Source organism: Stutzerimonas stutzeri, from assembly GCF_024448715.1.
GTDB lineage: Bacteria > Pseudomonadota > Gammaproteobacteria > Pseudomonadales > Pseudomonadaceae > Stutzerimonas > Stutzerimonas stutzeri_AR.
The window spans coordinates 227,442-252,201 of the sequence record NZ_JAMOHZ010000007.1; the positions used below are offsets into that span (position 1 = coordinate 227,442).

General features: G+C 61.8%; 23 protein-coding genes and 2 pseudogenes. 16 read left to right on the plus strand and 9 right to left on the minus strand.

Going from position 1 to position 24,760, the window contains the following annotated elements; translation table 11 throughout:
- Positions 1 to 626 precede the first annotated feature (626 nt).
- From NAV33_RS16610 to NAV33_RS16675, 14 genes and pseudogenes are all read left to right on the plus strand, one after another.
- Complete coding sequence (locus NAV33_RS16610) at positions 627 to 2,006, plus strand: uracil-xanthine permease family protein (protein WP_255982035.1); 1,380 nt, start codon at positions 627 to 629, stop codon at positions 2,004 to 2,006.
- Positions 2,007 to 2,034: 28 nt separating this feature from the next.
- Positions 2,035 to 2,700: a TetR/AcrR family transcriptional regulator gene (locus tag NAV33_RS16615; RefSeq protein ID WP_255982037.1), complete on the plus strand. Its 666-nt coding sequence runs from the start codon at positions 2,035 to 2,037 to the stop codon at positions 2,698 to 2,700.
- 61 nt (positions 2,701 to 2,761) lie between these two features.
- Positions 2,762 to 3,700 carry a LysR family transcriptional regulator gene (locus NAV33_RS16620; protein WP_255982038.1) on the plus strand — a complete coding sequence of 313 codons (939 nt, stop codon included), beginning with the start codon at positions 2,762 to 2,764 and terminating at the stop codon, positions 3,698 to 3,700.
- A gap of 410 nt (positions 3,701 to 4,110) precedes the next feature.
- Positions 4,111 to 5,091: an isopenicillin N synthase family dioxygenase gene (locus NAV33_RS16625; RefSeq protein ID WP_255982041.1), complete on the plus strand. Its 981-nt coding sequence runs from the start codon at positions 4,111 to 4,113 to the stop codon at positions 5,089 to 5,091.
- The gene (locus NAV33_RS16630; protein ID WP_255982044.1) at positions 5,084 to 5,860 is read left to right on the plus strand and encodes an alpha/beta fold hydrolase; all 777 of its coding nucleotides are present in this window, start codon (positions 5,084 to 5,086) and stop codon (positions 5,858 to 5,860) included. Before NAV33_RS16625 ends, NAV33_RS16630 begins: the two co-directional genes overlap by 8 nt.
- A gap of 23 nt (positions 5,861 to 5,883) precedes the next feature.
- Entirely contained in the window at positions 5,884 to 6,864 is a 981-nt protein-coding gene (locus NAV33_RS16635; protein ID WP_255982046.1) for an ABC transporter substrate-binding protein, read from the plus strand.
- Between the two features lie 4 nt (positions 6,865 to 6,868).
- Entirely contained in the window at positions 6,869 to 7,669 is an 801-nt protein-coding gene (locus NAV33_RS16640) for an ABC transporter ATP-binding protein (protein WP_255982048.1), read from the plus strand.
- Positions 7,659 to 8,432, plus strand: a complete 774-nt coding sequence (locus NAV33_RS16645) for an ABC transporter permease (RefSeq protein ID WP_255982050.1) — start codon at positions 7,659 to 7,661, stop codon at positions 8,430 to 8,432. The genes NAV33_RS16640 and NAV33_RS16645 overlap by 11 nt, the downstream gene beginning before the upstream one ends.
- A gap of 67 nt (positions 8,433 to 8,499) precedes the next feature.
- Positions 8,500 to 8,970 (plus strand): nucleoside deaminase, encoded by a 471-nt coding sequence (locus NAV33_RS16650; RefSeq protein WP_255982052.1) that lies wholly within the window; start codon positions 8,500 to 8,502, stop codon positions 8,968 to 8,970.
- Positions 8,971 to 9,200: 230 nt separating this feature from the next.
- Positions 9,201 to 10,745 (plus strand): ABC transporter ATP-binding protein, encoded by a 1,545-nt coding sequence (locus NAV33_RS16655; RefSeq protein ID WP_272887392.1) that lies wholly within the window; start codon positions 9,201 to 9,203, stop codon positions 10,743 to 10,745.
- 10 nt (positions 10,746 to 10,755) lie between these two features.
- Positions 10,756 to 11,862 (plus strand): ABC transporter permease, encoded by a 1,107-nt coding sequence (locus NAV33_RS16660; protein WP_255982056.1) that lies wholly within the window; start codon positions 10,756 to 10,758, stop codon positions 11,860 to 11,862.
- A gap of 53 nt (positions 11,863 to 11,915) precedes the next feature.
- Positions 11,916 to 12,842 carry an ABC transporter permease gene (locus tag NAV33_RS16665; protein ID WP_255982058.1) on the plus strand — a complete coding sequence of 309 codons (927 nt, stop codon included), beginning with the start codon at positions 11,916 to 11,918 and terminating at the stop codon, positions 12,840 to 12,842.
- 469 nt (positions 12,843 to 13,311) lie between these two features.
- Positions 13,312 to 14,397, plus strand: coding sequence for a BMP family ABC transporter substrate-binding protein (locus tag NAV33_RS16670; protein WP_255982060.1), 1,086 nt, complete (start codon positions 13,312 to 13,314; stop codon positions 14,395 to 14,397).
- 107 nt (positions 14,398 to 14,504) lie between these two features.
- A pseudogene (locus NAV33_RS16675) lies at positions 14,505 to 15,469 on the plus strand (2-oxoglutarate and iron-dependent oxygenase domain-containing protein).
- Between the two features lie 110 nt (positions 15,470 to 15,579).
- Here NAV33_RS16675 and NAV33_RS16680 read toward each other — a convergent pair.
- Positions 15,580 to 15,742: pseudogene (locus tag NAV33_RS16680) on the minus strand (hypothetical protein); the annotation flags it as partial.
- Between the two features lie 141 nt (positions 15,743 to 15,883).
- Here NAV33_RS16680 and tsaA point away from each other — a divergent pair.
- Positions 15,884 to 16,582, plus strand: a complete 699-nt coding sequence (gene tsaA, locus NAV33_RS16685; protein ID WP_255982062.1) for a tRNA (N6-threonylcarbamoyladenosine(37)-N6)-methyltransferase TrmO — start codon at positions 15,884 to 15,886, stop codon at positions 16,580 to 16,582.
- 387 nt (positions 16,583 to 16,969) lie between these two features.
- On the opposite strand, the gene NAV33_RS16690 is transcribed toward tsaA, so the two are convergent.
- From NAV33_RS16690 to NAV33_RS16725, 8 genes are all read right to left on the minus strand, one after another.
- The gene (locus NAV33_RS16690; protein WP_255982064.1) at positions 16,970 to 19,507 is read right to left on the minus strand and encodes a penicillin acylase family protein; all 2,538 of its coding nucleotides are present in this window, start codon (positions 19,505 to 19,507) and stop codon (positions 16,970 to 16,972) included.
- Positions 19,508 to 19,579: 72 nt separating this feature from the next.
- Complete coding sequence (locus NAV33_RS16695; RefSeq protein ID WP_255982066.1) at positions 19,580 to 20,044, minus strand: DUF2489 domain-containing protein; 465 nt, start codon at positions 20,042 to 20,044, stop codon at positions 19,580 to 19,582.
- 7 nt (positions 20,045 to 20,051) lie between these two features.
- Positions 20,052 to 20,237: an SEC-C metal-binding domain-containing protein gene (locus tag NAV33_RS16700; protein WP_255982068.1), complete on the minus strand. Its 186-nt coding sequence runs from the start codon at positions 20,235 to 20,237 to the stop codon at positions 20,052 to 20,054.
- Between the two features lie 8 nt (positions 20,238 to 20,245).
- Positions 20,246 to 20,743, minus strand: a complete 498-nt coding sequence (locus tag NAV33_RS16705) for an LEA type 2 family protein (RefSeq protein WP_255982070.1) — start codon at positions 20,741 to 20,743, stop codon at positions 20,246 to 20,248.
- Between the two features lie 175 nt (positions 20,744 to 20,918).
- Positions 20,919 to 21,656: an S-methyl-5'-thioinosine phosphorylase gene (locus NAV33_RS16710; RefSeq protein ID WP_255982072.1), complete on the minus strand. Its 738-nt coding sequence runs from the start codon at positions 21,654 to 21,656 to the stop codon at positions 20,919 to 20,921.
- Positions 21,657 to 21,669: 13 nt separating this feature from the next.
- The gene (gene nagZ / locus NAV33_RS16715) at positions 21,670 to 22,668 is read right to left on the minus strand and encodes a beta-N-acetylhexosaminidase (RefSeq protein WP_255982074.1); all 999 of its coding nucleotides are present in this window, start codon (positions 22,666 to 22,668) and stop codon (positions 21,670 to 21,672) included.
- Positions 22,669 to 22,681: 13 nt separating this feature from the next.
- Positions 22,682 to 23,206, minus strand: coding sequence for a L,D-transpeptidase (locus tag NAV33_RS16720; protein WP_255982076.1), 525 nt, complete (start codon positions 23,204 to 23,206; stop codon positions 22,682 to 22,684).
- Between the two features lie 39 nt (positions 23,207 to 23,245).
- Complete coding sequence (locus tag NAV33_RS16725; protein ID WP_255982078.1) at positions 23,246 to 23,953, minus strand: TetR/AcrR family transcriptional regulator; 708 nt, start codon at positions 23,951 to 23,953, stop codon at positions 23,246 to 23,248.
- A 198-nt stretch (positions 23,954 to 24,151) separates the two neighbouring features.
- Between NAV33_RS16725 and lexA the strand changes: the two genes are divergently transcribed.
- Positions 24,152 to 24,760: a transcriptional repressor LexA gene (lexA, locus tag NAV33_RS16730; RefSeq protein WP_255982080.1), complete on the plus strand. Its 609-nt coding sequence runs from the start codon at positions 24,152 to 24,154 to the stop codon at positions 24,758 to 24,760.

The window sequence follows — 24,760 nt, forward strand, 5'->3', positions numbered from 1 at the left end:
TATCGGCACCGGACGGTTGCAGCAAGAAACGAGCGACGCGGCAAAGCGCATGGCAGTGACCTCTCTCCTGTCGAGCCCTTCGGGGCGTGAACAAGCACCCCGTACACGACAGGGCGTGCGGCCATGAGGGCCGCAAGAGCAATGTCCCGCGCCTCCGGACGAACCGGGCGGCGCTAACCGCTTCTACTCGGGAGGTCACATAGCAGAAGCTGTGCCAGATCGTCCGGCAGGGGGCCGCGTCGCGGTCCAGGTCCCGCCGCCAGAGCCGATCTTGACGGATCGGCCAGCTTTGACAGGGCGGACAATTAAGGCACTGCAGTCCGCGAGATTGGTCTAGCGGCAAATGCGGAACGCGACAAAAGCGAGCAAGCCATCCTGCGCATGGCAGCGTTTTGGTGCACGACGGTGATCCCGGCCGGCTTTACGCAGCGTCAGCCGAGTACAGGGTGACGGCAGACATGGCAGGCACGAATGACGCCCAACCAAGAGTTTCGAGGCCTGGAAGTGGTGCTGCGGATCCGGTGACCGATAAAACCTAAGCAAGTGGTCAGCTTCTTGCACTGCGTCAGGCACTGAGACAGGCAATAAAGCCTGCGCTACCGCCGTTCGCTTTCGAGGTCACTGCCATGCAAGAACACACCGAAGCCGACCTGATCCATGGTCTGGATGATCGCCCTGCCCCGTTGCCCGCCATCTTCGCGGCGCTTCAGCACATCTTTGCCAGCTTTGTCGGAATCATTACGCCGCCGCTGGTCATCGGCGCCGTGCTGGGTCTCGGCGATCACCTGCCCTACCTGATCAGCATGGCGTTGATGGTTTCCGGGGTCGGTACCTTCATCCAAGCGCGCAGCCCGTGGGGTATCGGCGCCGGCATGATTTGCTTGCAAGGCACCAGCTTCGCCTTCCTTGGCGCCGTGCTGTCGGCAGGGCTGTTGGTCAAAAGCCGCGGCGGCAGCCCCGAAGACATCCTGGCGATGATCTTTGGTGTGTGCTTTTTCGGCGCCTTCGTGCAGATCGTGCTGAGCCGCTTCATCGGTCAGCTGCGCAAGATCATCACGCCGCTGGTGACCGGCATCGTCATCACACTGATAGGCGTTAGCCTGATCAAGGTCGGCATCACCGATCTAGGAGGCGGCTTCAAAGCCGATGATTTCGGCGCACCACGCAACCTGGCGCTCGGCGCACTGGTGCTGCTGACCATCATCCTGCTCAACCGCTCGCAACAGCCCTGGATTCGCCTCTCCGCCATCGTCATCGGTCTCGCCGTCGGCAGCCTTGCCGCCTGGTTCAGCGGCAAGCTGATCCCGCAACCGCTGCCGGATCTGCCCCTGGTAAGCGTGCCGATGCCCTTCCGTTACGGCTTCGCCTTCGACTGGACGGCCTTCGTACCGGTGGCACTGATCTACGTCATCAGCACCATCGAAACGGTCGGCGATCTGACCGCCAATTGCATGCTTTCCCGTCAACCAATCGAGGGCCCGAGTTACCTCAAGCGTTTGCGCGGCGGCATTCTCGGCGATGGCGTCAGCTGCCTGATCGCGTCGGTGTTCTCGGCCTTTCCCAACACCACCTTTGCGCAAAACAACGGCGTGATCCAGATGACCGGCGTGGCCAGCCGTCACGTAGGCCTGTATATCGGCACGATCCTTTTTGCCCTCGGCCTGTTCCCGCTGCTCGGCGCGGTGCTACAGCAAATTCCCAAGCCGGTGCTCGGCGGCGCCACGCTGATCATGTTCGGCAGTGTGGCTGCCGCTGGCATTCGCATCCTGTCGCAGGTCAAGCTGGATCGGCGGAACATGCTGATCATCGCCGCTTCCCTCGGAATCGGCCTTGGAATTGCTGCACAACCGGAGCTGTTGCACCAGATGCCCAAATTGGTCCAGAACCTTTTCGATTCGGCCATCACTTGTGGCGGCATCACCGCTATTTTGCTGGATCTACTTTTGCCGCGCGAAAAGACGTCTGCTGCTGCCTGCGCTAGCATCCAGGAAGCCCACCAAGCCTGACGACCCGTCGCCCACAGGAAAGGACACCATGAATACCTTCGACGCCGCGCTCAACCCCGACGCCATATCGGACAAACGCCCTGGGCGCATCCGCCAGAAGAATGAAGAGCTGATCCTGTCGGCCGCGGCCGAAGAGTTCGCACGTCATGGCTACAAGGGCACGAGCATGAATGCCATCGCGTTACGTGCAGGGCTGCCGAAGGCCAACCTCCACTACTACTTCACGAACAAGCTCGGGCTGTATGTCGAGGTCATGCGGCACATCCTCGAGCTTTGGGACAACGCCTTTGACCACCTCACGGTCGACGACGACCCGGCCACCGCGCTGGCAATCTATATCCGCACCAAGATGGACTTTTCCCGCAAGCAGCCGCAGGCCTCGAAGATCTTTGCCATGGAGGTCATCAGCGGCTGTGAATGCCTGTCGGCGCACTTCAACGAGGACTACCGCGAGTGGTTTCGCGGTCGCGCCGCAGTGCTTCAGGCCTGGAGCGATGCGGGCAAGATGGACCCGATCGATCCCATGCACCTGATCTTCCTGCTCTGGAGCAGCACGCAGCACTATGCAGACTTCTCCGACCAGATCCGCCGCATCACTGGCCAGCGCCGGGTGACCAAGGATGATTTCGCATGCGGCACCGAGACCCTGATCCGGGTCATTCTCAAGGGCTGCGGTCTGACGCCTCCCGCCTGACGTCCCTCCGGCGTGGAGGTCGCCCTCCGTCCGGCTACCCGAACCGAGGCGAGCCTCTCGTATGTCACGTCGTCTGCGTATCCATTCTCCCGCCATTCATTACTTCGACATGGTGCGGCGCTGCCAGTCGATTCGCGAGGCGGCGCGACGGTTGAACGTGGCCTCGTCAGCGGTCAACCGGCAGATTCTGAAATTGGAGAGCGAGATCGGCGCCCCGTTGTTCGAGCGCCTGCCGGCAGGGCTACGTCTGACCGCCGCCGGCGAAGTGTTCGCTCGCCACGTGCTCGTGGTGTTGCAGGATGCCGCGCGCGCCAGTTCCGAACTCGATGCGCTGCAGGGCTTGCGCACAGGCCACGTAGAAATCGCCACCGTCTCCGGTGTCACGGTCGACTTGTTGCCCTCCGTGCTTGAAAGCATGGCGGTGCGCTACCCGCATATCACGGTCGGCGTCACCAGCCTGGGCTCGCAAGGCATTCCGGATGCGGTGACCAGCGGCCAGGCCGACATCGGCATCGCCTTCGCTTTGCGCCGCACCGCTGACCTGCAGCAACTCGGCGTCGGGCATTTCCGTCTCGGTGCCATCGTCGCTGCCGATCATCCGCTGGCCGAACGCCGTGAAGTGAGCTTTTCGACCTGCGCCGAACACCGCTTGATCCTGGCCAAGAGCGACCTGTCGATTCACCATCTGTTGGCGCCGGTGGTGGCGCGGACTCGTTCGCCGCACAAGGCGACACTGGAGACCAGCTCGGTGGAGCTCGCGGCGCAAATGGCCAAACGTGGCGCCGGTATCGCCTTTCAGACACGCATCGGCATCGAGGCGGAACTGCAAGCCGGCACCCTGATTCACCTGCCGCTGAACGACAACGGCCAGGTGCTTAGCGACCTCGGCGTGTATGTGCGCAGCTCACGCTACCTGCCGGTGGCCGTGGATGCGTTCGTCCGAGCGCTCTGCGAAGAAATCGCCAGCCGTGAAAGCCGGGAGCGCGCCGAGCTCGGTTGACGTGTCACCCGCCTGCCTCCGCCAGTCGACATCGTCTTTACCACTGCCAATTCGAACGTTCACCGCCGTAACAGGCCGCAGTGACGGCCTGCGAGGGTGCGAACCTCGGCCAGGGCAGGCGTCCCGCCGCTGATCTCGCATTTTTTTCGTCACGACCAAATCCGCATTTCGTGCGCCATAGCGGTGCGCCGAAGCCGTTGCCCAAGTCGTCCAACCCGCTTGCCAGGCCACCGGCCGGGCCCTTTGAAAGCGCCATTCCAGAGCACTCGACGCCCCACATGAGCGCATCGCTCGCTGATGCCGAAAAGGCATCGTGGTGCTCGATATTCTCTGCTTTTGCGTACACCAGGTGCGACCCGATACTGCGCCGTAACGGGCCATGCGCCCTCGGCAATGCACAGGTTTTCGCCATGTCTCATGCTTCTCACGTCAGCCCGATTCACGAGGCCAACCTGCCGCTGATCGACCTCGCCGGACTGCTCGGTGACGACCCGCAGGCACGCAGCATGGTCGCCCAAGCGATCGGTCGGGCCTGCCGCGACACCGGATTCTTCTACATCCATAACCATGGCATCGACGTCTCGCTGCAAGCCGCGGTATTCGAACAGGCGCGGCAACTGTTCGATCTACCTGACGAGGCCAAACAGGCGCTCGACAAAGCCACCTCGCCGGCCAACCGCGGCTATGAAGCGCTACGCGGCCAGCGCCTGGAGCCCGGCGCGCCGGCCGACCTGAAGGAAGGTTTCTACCTCGGGCGCGACATTTCGCCTGATGATCCGCGGGTACAGGCTGGGCGCTTCAACCACGGCCCGAATCAATGGCCGACGACGCTGCCGGCGTTTCGCCCGGCGATGGAGCACTACCATGCCGCCCTGACCGGGCTTGCCGAACGTCTGATGGCTGGCCTGGCGCTGTCATTGGAATTACCCGGAGACTATTTCGCGGCCTTCTGTCACGAAGCCATGGCGACGCTGCGCCTGTTGCACTATCCACCACAGCCAGCGAACGCCGAGCCGGGGGAAAAGGGTTGCGGTGCGCACACCGATTTCGGCGGCCTGACGCTGTTGCTGCAGGACGACAACCCTGGCCTGCAGGTCTGGAATCACCGCGCTGAGAGCTGGATCGATGCCCCGCCTCTGCCGGGAACCTATGTGGTCAATCTCGGCGACATGATCGCCCGCTGGACCAACGACCGCTACCGCTCGACCCTGCACCGGGTCGTCAACCTGTCCGGTCGTGAGCGTTACAGCGTGCCGTTCTTCTACGGCGGCAACCCCGACCATCAAGTGAGCTGCATCCCTACCTGCCTGGAGCCCGGCGAAGCGCCGCGCTACCCGAGCGTGACTGTCGAAGAGCACTACCGAGAGATGTACCGGAGGACCTATGCCTGACCGTCATGTAGTGCTGATTCATGGCGCCTGGGCCGGCAGCTGGGTCTGGGACGGGTTGCTCGATGGATTGCGGGACGCCGGTTTCAAGCCTCACGCCATCGACTTGCCCGGCAATGGCAGCGACGACACGCCGGCCTCGGCAGTGAGTCTCGACCTGTACGCGGCCCACGTCGCGGCGCTGATCGACAGGCTCGAAGGCCCCGTGCATCTGGTCGCCCATTCCGGCGGCGGGCTGACCGCCACGGCCGTGGGTGAACGCTGTGCCGAGCGCATCGCCGGAGTTACCTATGTCGCCGGCATGATGTTGCCGAGCAGTGTGTCCTTCGCCGATGCCTGCGCAGAGTTGGTGTCCACCGCGCCCGAGGTTTCCGGAGTCGGCCCGTTTCTGCAACGCAGCGTCGACGGCCTCGGCACCCGCGTGCCGGCGGAGATCGCCTGTGCACTGTTCTTCCATGACGTGCCGCTGCCGCAGGCGCTCGCCGCGGCGCAGCGTTTGTGCGTGCAGCCCGATGGCGGGCGCGCCGTGGTGACGCGCTGGACTAACGAGCGCTTTGGCCGCCTGCCGCGCCTGTATATCGAATGCAGCACCGACCGCTCGGTCGTCCCAGCGGTACAGCGCTGGATGCAGGAGCAAGTACCCGGCGCCGAACGGGTCGTGCTCGATTGTGGTCATGCGCCGCAACTGGCCACCCCCGAAGCCCTACTCGCCGCCCTGCTGCCGTTCTTTTCGCGCCACCCCGACTCTTCTTCCAGCCGACAACATTCGTAATGCCCACCAAGGAGCAACTCCCCATGTTCAAGAAAACCCTGCTCGCCAGCTCGCTGCTGGCCCTGCTTTTCCAAAACGCACTGGCGGCCGACACGGTGCGCTGGCTGAATGACTGGCTGCCTGCCGGCGACAAGGCGGTGATCTATCTGGGCGTCGACAAGGGCCTGTTCGCCGAACAGGACATCGAGGTGGAGATCGCCAGTGCACGCGGCGGCAGCGACGTGGTGACCAAGCTGGCCACCGCCAGCGCCGACTTCGGCAGCGCCGGTCTGGCGTCGGTCCTTCAGGCCAGGGCTCAGGGACCGGTGCCGGTGGTGGCCGTGGCGCCCATCTACAACAAGCAACCGGACGCCTTCTTCACGGCTGAAGGCTCAGGTATCGAGCAATTCAGGGACATCGTCGGCAAGACCGTTGCCACCCCGACCTTCTCCGCCTCCAACGTGGTTTTCCCGCTGGTGCTCGAAGCCAACGGCATCGACCGTGACGGCGTGCAGCTGCTCAAGCTCGATCCCGGCGCGCTGGCACCGATGCTGGCGACCGGCAAGGTTGACGCGACCATCAACTGGGTCACCGTGGCTCCCGGCTTTGCCCGTTCGATGCAGGAAGCCGGCAAGCAGCTCAAGGTCATTCCCTGGTCGGACTACGGCTTCGATGGTTATGGCCTCTCGCTGATCGCCTCCGAGCGCTTCCTGAAGGACAACCCCGACGTGGCGAAGAAATTCATCAAGGCATACCGCCAGGCCCAGGAAATGGCCATTGCCGATCCCGCCGCTGCGGCCGCTGCATTGAAGAAAATCGTTCCTGAGGTTGACGAGCAGCAGGCGATCGAGCAGTTCACCGCGTCGGTACCGCTGATGCAGAACGAAATCAGTGAAGCCGAGGGCACTGCCCGTTTCGATCAAAAGCGCCTGGAAACCACGTGGCAATGGGTCGCCCGCGCCCAGAATCTACCGGCCGACAGTCTCGACCCAGCCCAGGTCGTCGCCAACGACTTCGTCGAGTGAATGCATGAATCAGACTGAAACCCGCTCGGCCGTACGGCCGAGCATCGTCTTCGAGCAGGTCCGGCAGGTCTTCACCTCGTCGGACGGCAGCGAGGTGGTGGCGCTCGACGACACCAGCTTCGACATTGCGCGCCATGAGTTCATCGCGGTAATCGGCCCGTCGGGCTGTGGCAAGTCGACCTTGCTGCGCATCCTGGCGGGCTTGATCCATCCCACCAGTGGTCAGGTAAGCATCTATGGCAAGCCGCTGGACGGCCCGCGGGATGAGATTGGCATTGTGTTTCAGAAGCCGACGCTGCTGCCCTGGCTGACGATTCGCGACAACCTGACCTTTCCCATGAAGCACAAGTATGGCCGGGTCACCCAGCAGGAACGCGAGCGTGGCGAAGAGCTGCTCGACCTGGTCGGCCTCAAGGAATTCGGCAACAAGCGGCCGGATGAGCTCTCCGGCGGCATGCAGCAACGCGCTGGGATCGCACGGGCGCTGCTGCACGATCCGGAAATTCTGCTGATGGACGAGCCCTTCTCGGCGCTCGACGCGTTGACCCGCGACGAGCTCAGCCTGGAGTTGCTGAACATCTGGACCCAGCGCCCGAAAACCGTGTTGTTCATCACCCACTCGATCCCCGAAGCCCTGCTGCTGGCCGACCGAATTCTGGTGATGTCGGCGCGCCCGGGGCGGGTGACCGAGATCATCGATGTCGACCTACCTCGCCCACGGTCGCTGGATACCCTGACGGAGCCCCGTTTCAATGAGCTCGCCAACCACATCCGCAGAAAGGTTTTCAGCCGCCATGGCCTTTAATCGCGCACTGGGCGAGCGCTTCGCCCCCGGGCTGGCGTTGCTCGGCCTGTTATTGCTGTGGGAGGCCGCCTGCCGGCTATTCAGCCTCCCGGCCTTCGTCCTGCCCTCGCCCAGCGCCATTCTCACCGCCGCATGGAAGCTCGACCCGGCGATCTGGCTCGAGCACACCTTCGCGACATTACGGGTAACCCTGCTCGGTTACGGGCTGTCGATCCTCATCGGCATCCCGCTGGCCATCGCGCTGGCCTCGTCCAGGCTGTTGTCGCGCACGCTCTATCCGCTGCTGGTGATCGTGCAATCGACGCCGATCGTTGCGGTGGCGCCGATCATCGTCGTGGTAATGGGCGCCGGCGACCTGCCGCGAGTGTTCATTACCTTTCTGATCGCCTTTTTCCCGATCGTGGTGTCGACCGTGACCGGGCTGCTGGCGACGCCGCCGGAGCTGATCGAGCTGTCGCGTTCGCTCGGCGCCTCGCGGGCACGGGAATTTCGCAACATCCGCCTGCCCTATGCCATCCCTCACCTGTTTTCGGCATTGCGCATCTCCATCACCCTGGCGGTGATCGGGGCAGTGGTCGCCGAATTCGTCGCAGCGGACAAGGGCCTGGGGTACTTCATCAACTTCTCGACCTCCATGTTCCAGGTTCCCCAGGCGTTCGCCGCGCTGATGATGCTGGTGATCATCAGCCTGGCGCTGTTTCAGCTGGTCGGGCTGATGCAGCGGCTGTTGTTCAGCTGGAGTTTGCCGAAGGGCGAACACTGATTTCCGCCCATTTCCATCGATGCGGCGAGACGCCTCGCCGCAATTTCATCTCACTCGGACCCTTACCATGCCTCTAGACGATTCAGCCCTGCTGCGCAAAAGCTTCGACGTCGCCCGCCGCGCGCTGGCCGACGGCACTCACCCATTCGGTGCCATTCTGGTCGGACCCGATGGCGAGACCCTTCTGGAGCAGGGCAACGCCTACATGCCCGATCACGACATGACCGGCCATGCCGAGCGTGTATTGATGACCCGGGCATCGACCCGCTACACCCCGGAATTCCTGTCTCGCTGCACCATGTACACCTCTGCCGAGCCCTGCGCCATGTGCGCGGGCGCCGCGTATTGGGCAGGCCTCGGGCGGGTCGTTTATGGTCTGTCCGAACGCAGCCTGAAAGAAATTACCGGCAACCATCCGGAGAATCCGACGCTCGATTTACCCTGCCGTGTCGTCTTCGAAGCGGGCCAGCGCAAGGTCGAAGTAATCGGCCCGCTGCTCGAAGCAGAAGCGGCCGCGCTGCATGAGGGGATCTGGTAAATCGTGCCGCTAAAATCAGGCAAACCGATGGGCCAGCAGCCGTCGCGCTCAGAACGGTGCACACGCAGCCCCCGCCTTACCTTACAAGCACCAAAGCGAAGCACTGGTTAGCCTCGTCCCAACGACCTCCGATAGCGCATCCTGAGGTACGCATGCGCTCCGGCTTTTCCTGACTACTTGGCCAGCTTTTTGCTAATGCCATTAGCATGAACAACCCAGCGAACGCCGATATGCCCGACTCACAGACCGCACGCCTGCAACTGACCGGTATTACCAAACAGTACCCCGGCTGCTTGGCCAACGACCACATCGACTTGTCGATCCGCGCCGGCGAGATTCACGCCTTGCTCGGCGAAAACGGTGCCGGCAAGAGCACGTTGATGAAGATCATCTACGGCGTGACCCAACCGGACGCCGGCCAGATCCTCTGGGAAGGCCAACCGATGGTGATGCGCGACCCGGCGCAGGCACGTGACCATGGTATCGGTATGGTGTTTCAGCACTTCTCGCTGTTCGAGACCCTGAGCGTCGCCGAGAACATCGCCCTGGCCCTCGGCGCTGTCGCCGGCACGCCAAAGCAGTTGGAGCCGAAGATCCGCGACGTGTCGCAACGTTATGGCATGCCGCTGGAGCCGCAGCGGCTGGTACACAGCCTGTCGATCGGCGAGCGCCAACGGGTGGAGATCGTTCGTTGCCTGATGCAGGACATCAAGCTCCTGATCCTCGACGAGCCGACATCGGTGCTCACCCCCCAGGAAGCGGATGATCTGTTTGTCGTCCTGCGCCGGCTCGCCAGCGAGGGATGCAGCATCCTGTTTATCAGCCACAAGCTCAACGAGGTGCGTGCCCTCTGCGAGAGCGCCACGGTGTTGCGCGGCGGCCGTGTATCAGGAAAGTGCGTCCCGGCCGAGTGTACCGATATGGATCTGGCGCGCCTGATGGTCGGCGACGCCGAAGGCCTCGAAGCCGAGTACCCGAAAGCACAGGGCGGTGCGCCCTTCCTGCGTGTCGAGGGACTGTCCTGGCACAACGTCGATCCGTTCGGTGTATCGCTGGAGGCGCTGATGCTGGAGGTACGTGCGGGCGAGATCGTCGGCATCGCCGGGGTGGCCGGCAATGGCCAGGACGAGTTGCTCGCGCTGCTCAGCGGCGAAGAGCGCCTATCACGAGAACACGGATCGCGCATTCGCTTTCTAGACGCCCCGGTAGCCCATCTGCGTCCCGATGCGCGCCGCCGCCACGGCATGACCTTCATTCCCGCCGAGCGGCTGGGTCACGGCGCCGTTCCGGACATGAGCCTCGCTGACAACGGCCTGCTCACCGGTTTCCAGCAGGACGGGCTGGTCGGTAACGGCCTGATCCGTCATGTCCGGGTCGAGGCCTTCGCCCAACGCATCATCGAGCGCTTCGCAGTGAAAACGCCAGGCAGCCACACGCCAGCGCGGAGCCTGTCCGGCGGCAATCTGCAGAAATTCATCCTTGGGCGGGAGATTCTTCAGCAACCGAAGCTGTTGATTGCGGCGCACCCGACCTGGGGCGTGGACGTCGGCGCAGCGGCGGCAATCCACCGCGAGCTGATCGGACTACGCGACGCCGGCGCTGCGATCCTGGTGATTTCCGAGGACCTGGAAGAGTTGTTCCAGATCAGCGACCGCATCGCTGCCCTGAGCCATGGGCGTCTGTCACCACTGCGTGCCACCGCCGAGACCACTCCCATCGACGTTGGCCGCTGGATGGTCGGCCAGTTCGATCGACCCACGCCCACCGCCGCCTGAGAGCCTTCGTATGCTGTTATCCCTCGAACCACGCGGCCAGCAGTCGCGCCCGATGCTCTGGCTTTCGCCGCTGCTCGCCGCGCTGCTGACATTGATCAGCGGCGCCTTGCTGTTCGCCGCGCTTGGCCATCCGCCGCTGGAAACCCTTCGTGTGCTGCTGATCGATCCGGTCAGCGACCTCTACGGCGTCTCCGAATTGCTGGTCAAAGCCTTGCCGATCCTGCTTTGCGCCTTAGGGCTGGCGGTGGTCTACAACGCGCGTATTTGGAACATCGGCGCCGAGGGCCAGCTGCTTATCGGCGCCCTGGCCGGTAGCACGCTGGCTGTGAACATCATTGACTGGGACTCGCGCTGGGCATTGGTGCTCACGCTGGCTGTCGGCACCCTGGGCGGTGCCGCCTGGGCCGGCCTCTGCGCCTGGTTGCGCACGCAGTTCAACGCCAACGAGATCCTTACCAGCATCATGCTCAACTACATCGCGCTGAACCTGTTGCTGTTCGGCGTGCACGGCCCGCTAAAGGATCCGGAGGGCTTCAACTTTCCGGAATCGGCGATGTTTGGCGACGCCACGCGCCTGCCGCAGTTGTTCGAAGACCTGCGCGTGCACGCCGGCTTCTACTTCGCGCTGCTGGCGCTGGTGGTGGTCTGGGTGCTGCTGCAAAAGAGCTTTCTGGGCTTTCAGATCAAGGTACTCGGGCTCGACAAGCGTGCCGCCGGCTTTGTCGGCTTTCGCGAGAAACGCCTGGTCTGGGTCGCCCTGCTGATCAGTGGTGCGCTCGCCGGACTGGCCGGCGTCGCCGAGGTCACCGGGCCGATCGGCCAGCTGGTGCCGCAGGTTTCGCCCGGCTACGGCTACGCGGCCATCACCGTGGCCTTCCTCGGCCGGCTCAACCCGCTCGGTATCGTCTTTGCCAGTTTGCTGATGGCGCTGCTTTATCTTGGCGGTGAGAACGCACAAATGGCGGCCAACCTCCCACAATCGATCACCCAGCTGTTTCAGGGCATGGTGCTGTTCTTCCTGCTTGCGTGCGATGTGCTGATTCTTTATCGACCGCGCCTGAAGGTGTGGAGCCGCAAGCCGCGAGCCGCTGCGCTCAAGCCGGAGCCCGCCGCATGACTCCTTTGCTTTTTCTCTCACGGTTTGCCGCTTGCAGTTCGAGGCTTGATTAGATGGATATCGATCTACTGACCAATATTTTCTACGCCATGATCCGCACCGGCACGCCGCTGCTGCTGGTGGCGCTTGGCGAACTGGTCTGCGAGAAGACCGGCGTACTCAATCTCGGCCAGGAAGGCATGATGCTGTTTGGCGCGGTGGCTGGTTTCATCGCGGCGTTCACCACCGGCAACCTCTGGTTGGGCGTGGTGTTTGCCTGCCTCGGCGGCATGCTGTTGTCGCAGCTGTTCGCGCTGGTAGCGCTGGGCTTCAATGCCAATCAGGTGGCGACCGGTCTGGCGCTGACCATCTTCGGCGTTGGCCTGTCGTCTTTCATTGGTGCCGGCTGGGTCGGCAAGCCACTGGCGGGCTTCGAGCCGATCGCGATTCCGCTGCTGAGCGAGATACCGCTTGTCGGCCGCATGCTGTTCGCTCAGGACTTACTTGTCTACCTGTCCTTCGCCCTCTTTGCCCTGGTCGCCTGGATACTGCTAAAAAGCCGCGTCGGGCTGATCATCCAGGCGGTCGGCGAGAATCCCAACGCCGCAAGCGCCATGGGACTGCCGGTACTGCGCGTGCGAGCCTTGGCGGTGCTGTTCGGCGGCGCCATGGCCGGGCTGGCCGGTGGTTACCTGTCGCTCGCCTATACGCCGATGTGGGCGGAAAACATGACCGCCGGCCGTGGCTGGATCGCCCTGGCACTGGTGGTATTCGCCAGCTGGCGAGTGGGTCGCGTACTGCTAGGCGCCTACTTGTTCGGCCTGGCCAGCATTCTTCACTTGGTGGCCCAGGGTATCGGCCTGTCGATTCCTGGCAACCTGCTGGCGATGCTGCCCTATGTCGCAACCATCATCGTACTGGTGCTGCTGTCACGCGACGCTATCCGCACGCGGTTGTATGCACCGGTGTCGCTGGGGCAGCCTTGGAAGGCTGGCCATTGATCGGAGGCAGCCTGTCGCCATCATTGGTGGGCTGAAGCCCACCCTACCTAACTTCACCGCTGGCTTGCCGCGAGCATCCGCGTAGCCAGCTTCGAGACTGGTGCCCACTGTCTGGCTTACCCCAGCTGCCCGTTCGAGCAGTCGAGATTAGCGCGATTGATCCACGCGGCCTGTTCGCGGGCCTCTGGCCGCTAACCGCCACACAGCGCAGTATCCCAATCGCTCCGGCAGTGCATTCGCGCCTTGTTCACGTCGATGATCGATCACGCGACGGGTCAGCGTCGGCGTGAATGCACCGTGCTGAGGCAGATATCCCCGAGCATCGCACCTTACCGGATCAGCCGGAACTCACGCCTATGGGTACGGCAGCACGCTAGCCGGTATCTGTCCAGTTGGTCAGTTTTTTGCAAACAAAGCTGCAGCCTCATGGCGGATACGCAAAAAAGATTTGCTACCAGGAGCATCACCCATGCAGAAGAAGAACACTCGGACCACCCTCCTTCGCGGTCTCGCCGCGGCGATTGGTTTCAGCACCGCGCTTACCGCCGCGGCAGCCGATCCCCTGAAGGTCGGCTTCGTTTATGTAGGTCCGATTGGCGACCACGGCTGGACCTACCAGCACGAGATGGGCCGTCAGTTCGTAGTGAAGGAACTCGGCGATCAGGTCGAAACCACCTTTGTCGAGAACGTTGCCGAGGGGGCCGACGCCGAGCGGGTGATCCGCAACATGGCCAAGGGCGGCTACGACCTGATCTTCACAACGTCATTCGGTTACATGAACCCGACGCTCAAGGTGGCGAAGCAATTCCCCAAGGTCACCTTCGAACACGCAACGGGCTACAAGCAGGACACAAACCTCGGCACCTACCTGTCTCGCTCCTATGAGGGCCGCTACGTGGGTGGCTTCCTCGCGGCGAAGATGACCAAGAGCAAGAAGGTCGGCTACATCGCCTCCTTCCCGATTCCCGAGGTGATCCGCGACATCAACTCCATCCAGCTGGCACTGGATAAATACAACCCCGGCACCGAGATCAAGGTGGTTTGGGTGAACTCCTGGTTTGATCCAGGCAAGGAAGCCGATGCCGCCAATGCGCTGATCGACCAGGGTGTCGACGTGGTGTTCCAGCACACCGATAGCCCGGCGCCAATCCAGGCGGCCGAACGTCGTGGCGTCTATTCCGTCGGCTACGCATCGGACATGGCTCACTTCGGACCGAAAGCCGTGCTGACCTCCATCGTCAACGATTGGGGCCCGCACTATGCGAAGTCGGCAAAAGCCGTAATCGACGGTAGCTGGAAGCCGCAAGACTTCTGGGGTGGCTTGGCCGAGGACACAATCAGCCTACCGATTAGCGACCTGGTGCCCGCGGACGTGAAGAGCGAGGCAGAAGAGATCATCGCCAGCATCCGCAGCGGTGAATTCCATCCCTTCACCGGCCCGATCAAGGATCAGGCCGGTACCGTGCGGATCGCCGAAGGCACAACCGCCAGCAACGGTGAACTGGCATCGATGAATTACTACGTGCAAGGCATTACCGCCGAGCTGCCGAAGTAATAGACAAGCAAGCTTGAAGCCGAAAGCTCGAAGCGAAAGCCGGAGTCGTACCGGCTTCAAGCTTCAAGCTTCAAGCTTCAAGCTTCAGCTACGACCGAGACAATCAGATGACACAATTACCCATCATCGACATCGCCCCTCTCTATGCTTCAGGGGAAGACGGCTGGCACGCCGTCGCCCAAGAGATCGACGCGGCCTGCCGCGACTGGGGCTTCTTCTATATCCGCAACCATCCGATCAGCGCGGTGCGCATCGCCCAGTTGAAGGATCGCGCGGAAACGTTCTTTGGTTTGCCGACCGAGGAAAAACTCGCCATCGACATTACCCGTAGCCAGCACCACCGCGGCTACGGGGCGATCGCCACCGAGCAGCTCGACCCGAGCAAGCCGAGCGATCTGAAGGAAACTTTCGACATGGGTTTCCACATGCCTGCCGATCACCCGGACGTGCTGGCCGGCAAACCGCTGCGCGGCCCGAACCGGCATCCGGCCATCGAGGGCTGGGAAGTCTTGTTCGAACAGCATTACCAGGATATGCATGCCCTTTCCTGCACGCTGCTACGGGCCATCACCGTGGCGCTCGGGATCGAGCGGGACTTTTTCGACACGCGCTTCATCGAACCCATCAGCGTGTTCCGCATGATCCATTACCCGCCACGGCAGACCGCCACCGCGGCGAGCAGCAGGGCGCGGGCGCGCATACCGACTATGGCTGCATCACGCTGCTGTACCAGGATCAGGCCGGCGGGCTGCAAGTGCAGGACGTGCGCGGCGAATGGATAGACGCACCGCCGATCGAGGGGACCTATGTGGTCAACATCGGCGACATGATGGCCCGCTGGAGTAACGACCGGTACAAGTCCACGCCACACCGGGTTATCAGCCCGCTGGAGGTAGACCGCTATTCAATGCCTTTCTTCGCCGAGCCGAACCCCGACACCGTCATCAGTTGTCTGCCCGGCTGTCAGGGACCAGACAATCCGGTGCGATATCCAGAAACCACCTGTAGCGCCTACATGCTTTCGCGTTTCGCCGAAACCTATGCTTATCGGCGGGAATCCGATCCTGCCTGATCTGGCACGGCGTCAATGGTGGACGGACACAGTCGCTGTGGCTTGTTCGTCGCAGTGGATGGGCTGACTGGCGGGCGAAACCCTCCATCCGCCAGAATTTCTCCACGGCAACCTGGGCTCAGCTCCTTGCCTCGGTACGGACCGAGCGCCAGGTGAGCAATATCTCCCGCGTCCGGTGAATGCCGTCTCGAAACTCCTGCCAGTCCTGTTCGTGAGCCATTAATTGAAGTGAATGCTTGAATCGACCTTGGGATCCGGCGACTTTGCAGGAACGCTTTAGCGGCGGGATAGAATCTCTGTCTCCGGCCTGACCGGCCCGCTTATATTTCAGTTAAGTGCCGCCTGGCTAGAAGCGTACCTCGACGCAGCAGCAGGTAAGATGGCGACTCACCCTACAGACAAAAACGGCAAAGCATGTCTTATTCCGTTTCGCCCATTGGCTTTGTCCACTCCTGTTTCAAGGAAAAATTCGCGATTCCGCGACAACCCCAACTAGCGCCCGCAGCACGTGGTGTGCTCGAACTGGTTTCCCCGTTCGATCAGCCCCATGCGTTGGAGGGCCTTGAGCAGGTCAGCCATGTCTGGCTGCTGTTTCTCTTTCATCAGGCGCTGGAAGCCGAGCCACGTTTGCGGGTACGCCCGCCGCGCCTGGGTGGCAACCGCATGGTTGGCGTGTTCGCAACGCGCGCGACCCACCGACCCAACGGCATCGGGCAGTCAGTGGTCAGACTTGAGCGGATCGAGCCCGGCCGGCTGCATCTGTCGGGGATCGATCTGCTGGACGGCACGCCTGTGCTGGATATCAAGCCTTACGTTCCCTATGCCGACGCCATTGCAGGAGCGCGTAATGATCTGGCCGACGCCGCACCGGCACCGATAGATGTGCACTGGACCAAGGCAAGCCTGGAGCAGGCCTCTAGCGAAGCACTGCGACTTGGCGAGCCACTGGTTGAGCTGATCGAACAGTGTCTGGCGCAGGATCCACGTCCGGCCTATCAATTACCGGCCCCGGAACGCCGTTACGGCACGCGACTATGGGATGTCGAAGTTCGCTGGCATTACCCCGACCCACAGTCCATCACTGTACTGGAAGTGCTGCGAGCGGCAAGCTAGCCTACCTGGGCTGGTTATCGAGCGATCTCCCAGCCCAGCGGCGCGAGCCCGCTGGCTCGCTAAACATGCCGGCCCCTACGAGATATCTACCACCGCTACGCGGGTTGCGCCGCGTGAGATATGCCGCTGCCCTTTTCCGCATAAAGCCACCCTCGCTGGGAAGACATCGTCGAGCTGAAGTCGATGTTTCCGCTGCTGAAGGTGGTCGAGAATTACCGCTGGGCAGAACAGGCCGCTACGTGACCTCTGCAAGCATCGACCTGAGCCCGCATCTGGTCGAACGAATCGGCCGCGAACTGGCCGAGGCCACTGCCCGACAACTGGATTTCGATTGGCGCGAGAATGATTGATAGCAAGCCTGGCGTTGGCCGGCTTGCTGTACAGAACCTACTGGCGCGACGGAGTAAGCAGTAACCGCTGGGTGCCGTAGACCTTGTCCAAGTTTTCTGACTTGAACGGGAAGCTTATGTACTGCCCGTTCAGCCAGGCGTCGATGCCATCGGCGTAGTGTGGGCTTGCCGGGTTGCCCGACTGGCCGGAGCTGTTGAGCCCCATCATCGGCTCGTCGCGACCGAAGTCGACAATGATCCGCATCGCCGGTATCAGCCACGTATCGAAATTGTCACCCCAACGGTAGGCAGAGACGTTCAGCGTGCTGTGATCACCACCCGCCGCATATGGACCGCGGTCGAGATAGCCGCTGATGGCATTGATTCCGCTACGCTGGCTGGCAGGCATGTACGGAGCCAATTGGGTGGTAGCCGTCCGCCAGGTATAGGTGTGCAGATTGCCCCAGCGCCAGGCGTTGCGATCCGCGCCCTGCGACGTCTCCAAGCGGCTGACCGCCGCCGCGAGGGAGCGCGCCAGGATGACTGGTTTGTCTTCCTGCTGGGGCGTAGACAAGTCATCCCAATAAGGACTGTCCTCGCGCCCGAGCAAGTGATCCGCCTGCGCCGAGTAGGACGCGTTCGCTGCTTCTACCAGCGCTCTCCACGCGGAGCTGGTTTCCGGTCCCAACTCGTCGAGGAAGGTTTGCCGTGCCGATTCCATCAGGAAGGCTTCGTACAATGCGGCATCGGCGGAGTCTGCGGCGAGCCTGCCATCGAAGCGGAGCAGACGAGACAACGCCTCGCGCGCCTTGCCTCGCGCAGGCTCGGCGAGCGCATCGATGGCGGTCTTGAGCGGCGCCGCCATTCCAGGTGCCTGGAACATGTGTTGCAGCTTGGCCGCGAAGGTGGTCGTCTGATCGTATTGCATAGCGATCACGCTGCGGCTGTCCTGTTTGCCCTGCCCGAGCAGCTCGGCAATACGCTCGGCGCGCTCAGGGTAATACCAGGAGTTGGACAGTTGCATGCCGTAGCCTTTGGGCACGGTGCGATGATTGGCAGTGGCGAGCCAGCCTTGCTGCGGATCCTGGTCATAGGGATGCAGCATGGGATCGGCGAAACCATCCCAGTCGTAACGACCATCCCAGCCAGGCGATGGCATCAGGCCGAGCCCTTCGCGACGATTGGGATAGCGCCCGGTCACCTGCCAGCCGGTACCCTGGGCGTCGGCGAAAACAATGTTGAGTGCTGCAGCGCGGATCTCTCGAGCCGCCTCGAAGGCCTGATCCAGCGACTGCGCGCGGGTCAGGTCGAAAAACGCGTCCAACGACCGGTCGCCCTCGAACTGTGTCGTCTTCAGCGCGAGCCCATAACCGCTGCTCATCTGCAGCGGCTGCAAAGGATGCTTGCGCTCGCCCAGCACGCTGTTCAGCAGCGGGCCGTTGCGGGTCTCGTAGACCGTCTCGCGAATTGGGCGCTCGCCCTTGATGAAGAACGTCTCGTGACGCTCACGCGCCGGCACCCACTTGCCATCGGCGAGGTACATCAAGCGTCCGCCTTCACGCCGCACCTGTTCCAGAAACAGGTCTTGGGTATCACCCATGACCATTGTCATACCCCAGCCCAGTTTGCCGTTGAAGCCAGCGACCACAGCGGGTACCCCTGCGATCGTCACGCCGGCGGCCTGAAATTTCGGCGAGCGGATCTGCACGAAGTTCCAATACGAGGGCATCGACAGCGGCAGGTGCGTGTCGTTGGCCATCAGCGGTTTGCCGCTACGGGTGTTGCTGCCCGATATAGCCCAGTTGTTCGAAGCCGCGACGCCCAGCATGTTCAGCGAAGCGATCTCGGACGCGGCGCGGTCGAGCGCGGCAAGTCCTGATATCTCGCCGCTCAGCTTCAGGCCCTTGAGCTTGTCGGCTTCATCGAAGGGCAGCGGCTCGTCGGGATAGGTAGGCAGCAGCCAGGCGAGGTTATCGCTGCCGACCTTTTGCGTCAGGACCAGCGATGCGATCTCCTCCTGCAGATTGACCGCCAGACCGAAGTTCAACAGGCAGAACACCAGCACCGAATCTTCTGCTTTCCAGTATTCGGGGATGTAACCCGCGGCGGCCAGATCCATCGGCAGCTTGTCACGATGCCTGAACAGATAGGCGTTGACACCCCGTGCGTAGACTTCGAAGAACTTCTTCATCCGCGGCGAGCTGTCCTGGTACAGCACCGCCGCGCTCTGCCGAAGATTTACAGCGCGCATGAAGCGATCAATCTCTAGTACACCCGGTCCGACCATCTCCGCCAGACGGCCTTCGGCCATGAGACGCAAGCCGACCATCTGGCTCAGACGGTCGGTAGCATGCACGTAACCCAAGCCGAACAACGCGTCGTGAAAAGTGGCCGTCTCGATCAATGGCATTCCCAACGGATTGCGCCGGATGCTCACGCTCTTGTCCAAACCGGTGATCGCCTGGACACCTTGCGCAGGTGGCAGGCTGTCGCTATAGCGACTGTCCAGATAGGCCTGACAGCCGCTGAGTCCCCCGGCCGCCAATGTAGCGCCCAAGGTCAGACGAACCAGAACAAACGGCAGACGCAGAAACATCAACGGCTCCTTCGCGGGCGGGCAATGCGGAAATAGACAGGATAGATGGTGTGCTGCAGTACGGCGCCGCGCTCAGGCGGCTTCGCGGTTTTTTGGCAAGGCCTCGTCGAGCAGCCAGCGAGCAGACCGCCGCGCCTCCGCTTTGTGTTGCAACTCGAGCGCACTGAAGTTGGCTTCGTGGCGGCGACGCTCGGTCTTGTCCAAAGCCTTCCAGGCGGCATGCGTCGGCACTTGCTCGGTCGCCTCGAAAAGCACTTGGAACACTTGGCAGCGAGGATCTTGCCCAAGGTTGGCGTCGTAGTTGTCCAGCAGCACCTTGATCCGGATCGCACCTTCGATCAGCGGCACCTGCTCGTCGAGCAGGCTACCGGCGAGCACCCGCAAGTCCGCCGCAAGCGCCACGTGCTGCTGCGCTTGCATTTCTGCAAGTTGTTGCTCCCTGCGCCAAACCTTGCGCCATAGGTGCACGGCGTATGCGGCCAACGCTGCAATCAGCAGCAAGCCAATGATAAGCAGCGCCATGGCAAGCGGCGTCATGGACGGGTCAGGCTCCGTGGCACTTCTTGTATTTTTTTTGACTGCCGCACGGACAAGGGTCGTTGCGGCCGACATCTTTCAGCGGATTGCGAACCGGATCATGGCTATGGTTGCAATGCGGGCCATGGACGTGATGGTCATGGTCATGGTCGTGATTGCAATCGGGACCGTGTACATGGGTTTCATGGTTCATCGAGGTTACTACTCTGGGATAAAGTTGCCGGGGATTATCTCGCCATTGGTGGAGATGTGCACGCCCCGACCGAGCAACAAGCCTGTTTTCAGCTCGCCATCCAGACGATAGGCAATAGGCCGGTCAGGCTTCTCCAGTAATCGCACAATGTATTTCATGTGCCGCCAGAGGTTGGTATGTACCGGCACTTCATAGTATTCGAAGCCATGACCGGGAATAGTCGCCCAGCCGCTGGATTCGCCGCTGGCCAGTTCGATGTCGTTGAGGTGGACGGTGTAAATAAGCCCGCGAACCGGCAGGCTTTGCTCATTGGGATTGTCGATGCGAAAGCGCAGCATAAATTGCTGCTCGAGCAACCTGGCCTTGATGATTTCGACCTTGGTGAGCTGGACGCTAGGATCTTGGAAATCGCTGCTGAACCAGGTCGAGCAACCGACAAGACTGGATAGCAGACCCAGCAAAACCACTGCTCTCGATATTCTTCTTATAGGTGCGTGGCAAAGCATTCCGGTACTCCATAGGACGGCCAAGTGTAGCAAGCGGCGGATTGGCTGCAATGGGTTGTTTTGGCGAAGCTAGCACGCCGCCGCTACGTCTTTGCTACCACCGTTGCGACGTACGGAGCCATTACGGCACTACCGTCGCAGCTGCCCTCCCCTAGGCCAGCTGCGGACCACCCGGCTAACCAGCGAGGGCGCGAGCCAACACTGCCCGCGTCTTGAAAATCCCCTCCGCCAGTGCCGCCTCGATTTCAGCCATGGTAATGATACCGGTGGTTTTTCCGGCGGCGGGATTGACGACTAGGGCCAGGCAGGCATAAGGCAGCTCCAGCTCCCGAGCGAGGACCGCTTCGGGCATACCCGTCATACCCACGATATCGCAGCCATCGCGCTCCATCCTGGCGATTTCGGCAACCGATTCCAACCTCGGCCCTTGAGTACAGCCATAGACGCCATGGCTGCTGAACAGATAGCCCTCGGCAGACAAACCAGCGATAAGGCGCTGGCGCAGCGTTTCGTCGTAGGGGTAGCTGAAATCGACATGGGTGACATGCTCGATGTCGCCCTCGAAGAAGGTGTGCTCTCGCCCATAGGTATAGTCGATGAGCTGATGCGGTACGCACAGGTGGCCAGAGCCCATCGCCGAATGAATGCCGCCGACCGCGTTCACCGCGATCACCGCCTGCGCCCCAGCTTTTTTTAGCGCCCATAGATTAGCGCGGTAGTTCACTTGATGCGGAGGGATGCGGTGCGGATGTCCGTGACGGGCCAAAAACAACACATCTTTGCCGGCATACTCGCCGCGCAGAATATCGGCCGACGGCGGACCGTAGGGGGTTTCCATATATATAGCTTCACGTAGGGTGAAGCCGGGCAACTCGGTCAGGCCGGTGCCGCCAATAATGGCGTGGACAGTCATCATGTTTCCTTGGTCAAGCGATCAGTTCGGCTGCTTTGAGGGTGGAGATCGATGCGCGCCAACGAGGATCCTGTTTGTACTCCAGCGAACCCGCCGCACGGCTGCGCATCTTCGCCAGTGCGAGCGATGGCTGCACACCGAGACGCTGCAGCGCCGACAGGGCCAGCTCGGCAGCGCCACGGTCGTTGCACACTAAGCCCATGTCGCAGCCAGCCGTTAGTGCCGCTTCGATGCGGCTCGCGGCATCACCTACCACATGCGCACCAGCCATCGACAGGTCGTCACTGAAGATCACCCCACGGAAGCCCAGCTCCTTGCGCAAGATGTCCTGCAGCCAATGCCGTGAAAAGCCGGCCGGCTTGTCGTCGACCTGCGGATAGATCACATGTGCAGGCATCACCGCATCGAGCTCGCCAGCCAACTGCTGAAACGGAATCAGGTCATGCACACGAAGCGCGTCCAGACTACGCTCGTCGACCGGAATCGCCACGTGGGAATCAGCCTCGGCCCAGCCGTGACCAGGGAAGTGCTTGCCGGTGGCTGCCATCCCGGCGCTACGCATGCCTTTGATGAACGCTCCGGCAAGTTCGGTGGCACGCTGCGGGTCAGCCTCGAACGCACGGGTCCCGACCACTGCACTGCGTTGGTGATCCAGGTCGAGCACCGGCGCGAAGCTGAAATCCAGCCCAACCGCCAGCACTTCGGTCGCCATCACCCAGGCGCAGGTTTCTGCCAACTCCAACGCATCGGCGCGCGAGGCGAAGTCGCGCATCGCCGGCAAGCGAACAAAATCGCGACGCAGCCGTTGGACGCGCCCGCCTTCCTGATCGACAGCCAACAGAACATCGGGCCGCACGGCGCGAATAGCGCAACACAGTTCCTGTACCTGGCGAGGATTTTCGATATTGCGAGCGAACAGAATCAGCCCGCCAACCTCCGGTTGGCGCAGCAACTGGCGATCCTCGGCGGTCAGCCAAGTACCGGCGATGTCCAGCATCAATGAGCCTTGCATGATGAGCAGATCCTTAATTCAGCGCTGCGCTCGACCAATCCGGACACGCCGTTTCGCCTATATGGACGGCACAACCAGCCGGCACCAGAGGAAAAAGATCGAGCAGATCGGCATTGCGCAGCCTGATGCAGCCGTGAGAAAGCGGTACGCCCATGGGTTCTGAGTCAGGCGTGCCATGCAAATAGATATAACGACGAAAGGTATCGACCTTACCCATCCGGTTGTGTCCGGGCTCGCATCCGCTGAGCCAGAGGATTCGGGTGAGAATCCAGTCACGCCCGGGAAACCGCTCGCCCAGGTCCGAATTCCAAACTTCACCGGTCCAGCGCCGGCCACGCAAAACGGCCCCGGACGGTAGCCCTTCACCGATACGCGCACGTACCTGGTGGCGACCACGTGGCGTGCAACCGGAACCATTGAGTTCGCCGACACCGTTACGAGCGGTAGACACGGGCAGCCGGACGCGCAGCCTGCCATCGGAAAACCCGTAGAGCATCTGGTCGGCAATCGAGATATGAAGGAAATCGAGATCAGACATGGGCGGCTAGCTTAGCTGATCGATCCCTGACCGTGTACCTCAACCCTTGGCGGGCATCGCCAGGGCGTTGCGTCGACCGATGGGATGGGCTTGAGCCAAGCTCGAGTCCACCACGCCGGAATCGGCACGCATGCCGGCAGCTAGAAACGGAACCATCATGCGCATGACCTGCTCGATGGATGTCCTGGCGCCAAAATCGTTCTCAGCGATTGCTCGCAACGCCTTGATGCCCGACATGCTGAACGCCGCGGCACCGAGCATGAAATGCACGCGCCAGAACAGCTCGATGGGCGGAATCGAAGGCGCCGCCTCGTGCACTCGGTGCATGTAGCGACGAAACACCTTGCCGTACATGTCCTCAAGATAGCGGCGCAGGTGACCTTGACTCTGACTGAATGACAGGCCCAGCAGGCGCATGAAAATCGACAGATCGTCGCCACTGCGCGGCTTCACTGCAAGCGCCTGCTCGACCAGAATCTCCAGCAACTCTTCGAGACTGTCTTTCCTGTCGGGTTTAGCTTCACGTTTGTCCAGTTCTCGTTCAAGGCTCACGCAGAATGGCCCAAGGAAACGAGAGAAAACTGCTTGGATAAGCGCCTTTTTCGAACCGAAGTGGTAATTCACTGCCGCCAGATTGACCCCAGCCTTGCTGGTGATCAGGCGAAGCGATGTCTCGGCGAAGCCTTTTTCAGCAAACAGCTGTTCCGCTGCATCAAGAATACGCTCCACTGTTTCCGACTGCGCCATGCCCCCTCCCACTGACAAACACTTGTTTGAAACTTACGTTTCACTCACCACCAAGTCAACCACGAAAGTGTCCGAGCGCCTATCGCAGGCAAACCAGAGCTTGCACCAAGCCAGCGCAGCTCTCAACCAAACAAAGATTGCCAAGCACCAGGCACTGTATATAATCCCAGTCACTGTATAAAAGAACAGAGACCGCTCATGATCAAGCTGACCCCTCGCCAGTCGGAAATCCTCGCCCTCATCAAGCGTTGCCTTGAAGAAAACGGCTATCCACCTACGCGTGCGGAGATCGCTCAGGAGCTGGGTTTCAAATCGCCCAATGCAGCTGAGGAGCACCTTAGGGCATTGGCCAACAAAGGCGCTATCGAGATGACGCCCGGCGCCTCGCGCGGGATACGTATTCCAGGCTTCGAACCTGCCGCCGAAGAGAGCGGTTTACCCGTCATTGGACGAGTAGCAGCCGGCGCGCCAATTCTTGCCCAGCAAAACGTCGAAGACTCCTGCCAGATCAACCCGGCATTCTTCCACCCCAAAGCCGACTATCTGTTACGTGTGCGTGGTATGAGCATGAAGGATATCGGCATCTTCGATGGTGATTTGCTCGCCGTTCATACCACGCGTGAAGCACGCAATGGCCAAGTCGTCGTGGCTCGGATCGATGATGAGGTGACGGTGAAGCGCTTCAAGCGCGAAGGCGACAAGGTCTGGCTGCTGGCTGAGAACCCCGAGTTTGCCCCCATCGAAGTGGATCTCAAACAACAAGAACTGGTTATCGAAGGCTTGAGTGTCGGCGTGATTCGCCGCTAA

What these genes read in the sequence shown, in the direction of transcription:
- NAV33_RS16660 (WP_255982056.1), top strand. Translation starts at nt 10,756, where the DNA reads ATGCTGTTATCCCTCGAACCACGCGGCCAGCAGTCGCGCCCGATGCTC.
- NAV33_RS16710 (WP_255982072.1), bottom strand. Translation starts at nt 21,656, where the DNA reads ATGACTGTCCACGCCATTATTGGCGGCACCGGCCTGACCGAGTTGCCC.
- NAV33_RS16665 (WP_255982058.1), top strand. Translation starts at nt 11,916, where the DNA reads ATGGATATCGATCTACTGACCAATATTTTCTACGCCATGATCCGCACC.
- NAV33_RS16630 (WP_255982044.1), top strand. Translation starts at nt 5,084, where the DNA reads ATGCCTGACCGTCATGTAGTGCTGATTCATGGCGCCTGGGCCGGCAGC.
- NAV33_RS16650 (WP_255982052.1), top strand. Translation starts at nt 8,500, where the DNA reads ATGCCTCTAGACGATTCAGCCCTGCTGCGCAAAAGCTTCGACGTCGCC.
- NAV33_RS16725 (WP_255982078.1), bottom strand. Translation starts at nt 23,953, where the DNA reads ATGGCGCAGTCGGAAACAGTGGAGCGTATTCTTGATGCAGCGGAACAG.
- NAV33_RS16655 (WP_272887392.1), top strand. Translation starts at nt 9,201, where the DNA reads ATGCCCGACTCACAGACCGCACGCCTGCAACTGACCGGTATTACCAAA.
- tsaA (WP_255982062.1), top strand. Translation starts at nt 15,884, where the DNA reads ATGTCTTATTCCGTTTCGCCCATTGGCTTTGTCCACTCCTGTTTCAAG.
- NAV33_RS16610 (WP_255982035.1), top strand. Translation starts at nt 627, where the DNA reads ATGCAAGAACACACCGAAGCCGACCTGATCCATGGTCTGGATGATCGC.
- NAV33_RS16615 (WP_255982037.1), top strand. Translation starts at nt 2,035, where the DNA reads ATGAATACCTTCGACGCCGCGCTCAACCCCGACGCCATATCGGACAAA.
- lexA (WP_255982080.1), top strand. Translation starts at nt 24,152, where the DNA reads ATGATCAAGCTGACCCCTCGCCAGTCGGAAATCCTCGCCCTCATCAAG.
- NAV33_RS16705 (WP_255982070.1), bottom strand. Translation starts at nt 20,743, where the DNA reads ATGCTTTGCCACGCACCTATAAGAAGAATATCGAGAGCAGTGGTTTTG.
- NAV33_RS16625 (WP_255982041.1), top strand. Translation starts at nt 4,111, where the DNA reads ATGTCTCATGCTTCTCACGTCAGCCCGATTCACGAGGCCAACCTGCCG.
- NAV33_RS16620 (WP_255982038.1), top strand. Translation starts at nt 2,762, where the DNA reads ATGTCACGTCGTCTGCGTATCCATTCTCCCGCCATTCATTACTTCGAC.
- NAV33_RS16700 (WP_255982068.1), bottom strand. Translation starts at nt 20,237, where the DNA reads ATGAACCATGAAACCCATGTACACGGTCCCGATTGCAATCACGACCAT.
- NAV33_RS16635 (WP_255982046.1), top strand. Translation starts at nt 5,884, where the DNA reads ATGTTCAAGAAAACCCTGCTCGCCAGCTCGCTGCTGGCCCTGCTTTTC.
- NAV33_RS16670 (WP_255982060.1), top strand. Translation starts at nt 13,312, where the DNA reads ATGCAGAAGAAGAACACTCGGACCACCCTCCTTCGCGGTCTCGCCGCG.
- NAV33_RS16645 (WP_255982050.1), top strand. Translation starts at nt 7,659, where the DNA reads ATGGCCTTTAATCGCGCACTGGGCGAGCGCTTCGCCCCCGGGCTGGCG.
- NAV33_RS16690 (WP_255982064.1), bottom strand. Translation starts at nt 19,507, where the DNA reads ATGTTTCTGCGTCTGCCGTTTGTTCTGGTTCGTCTGACCTTGGGCGCT.
- NAV33_RS16720 (WP_255982076.1), bottom strand. Translation starts at nt 23,206, where the DNA reads ATGTCTGATCTCGATTTCCTTCATATCTCGATTGCCGACCAGATGCTC.
- NAV33_RS16695 (WP_255982066.1), bottom strand. Translation starts at nt 20,044, where the DNA reads ATGACGCCGCTTGCCATGGCGCTGCTTATCATTGGCTTGCTGCTGATT.
- NAV33_RS16640 (WP_255982048.1), top strand. Translation starts at nt 6,869, where the DNA reads ATGAATCAGACTGAAACCCGCTCGGCCGTACGGCCGAGCATCGTCTTC.
- nagZ (WP_255982074.1), bottom strand. Translation starts at nt 22,668, where the DNA reads ATGCAAGGCTCATTGATGCTGGACATCGCCGGTACTTGGCTGACCGCC.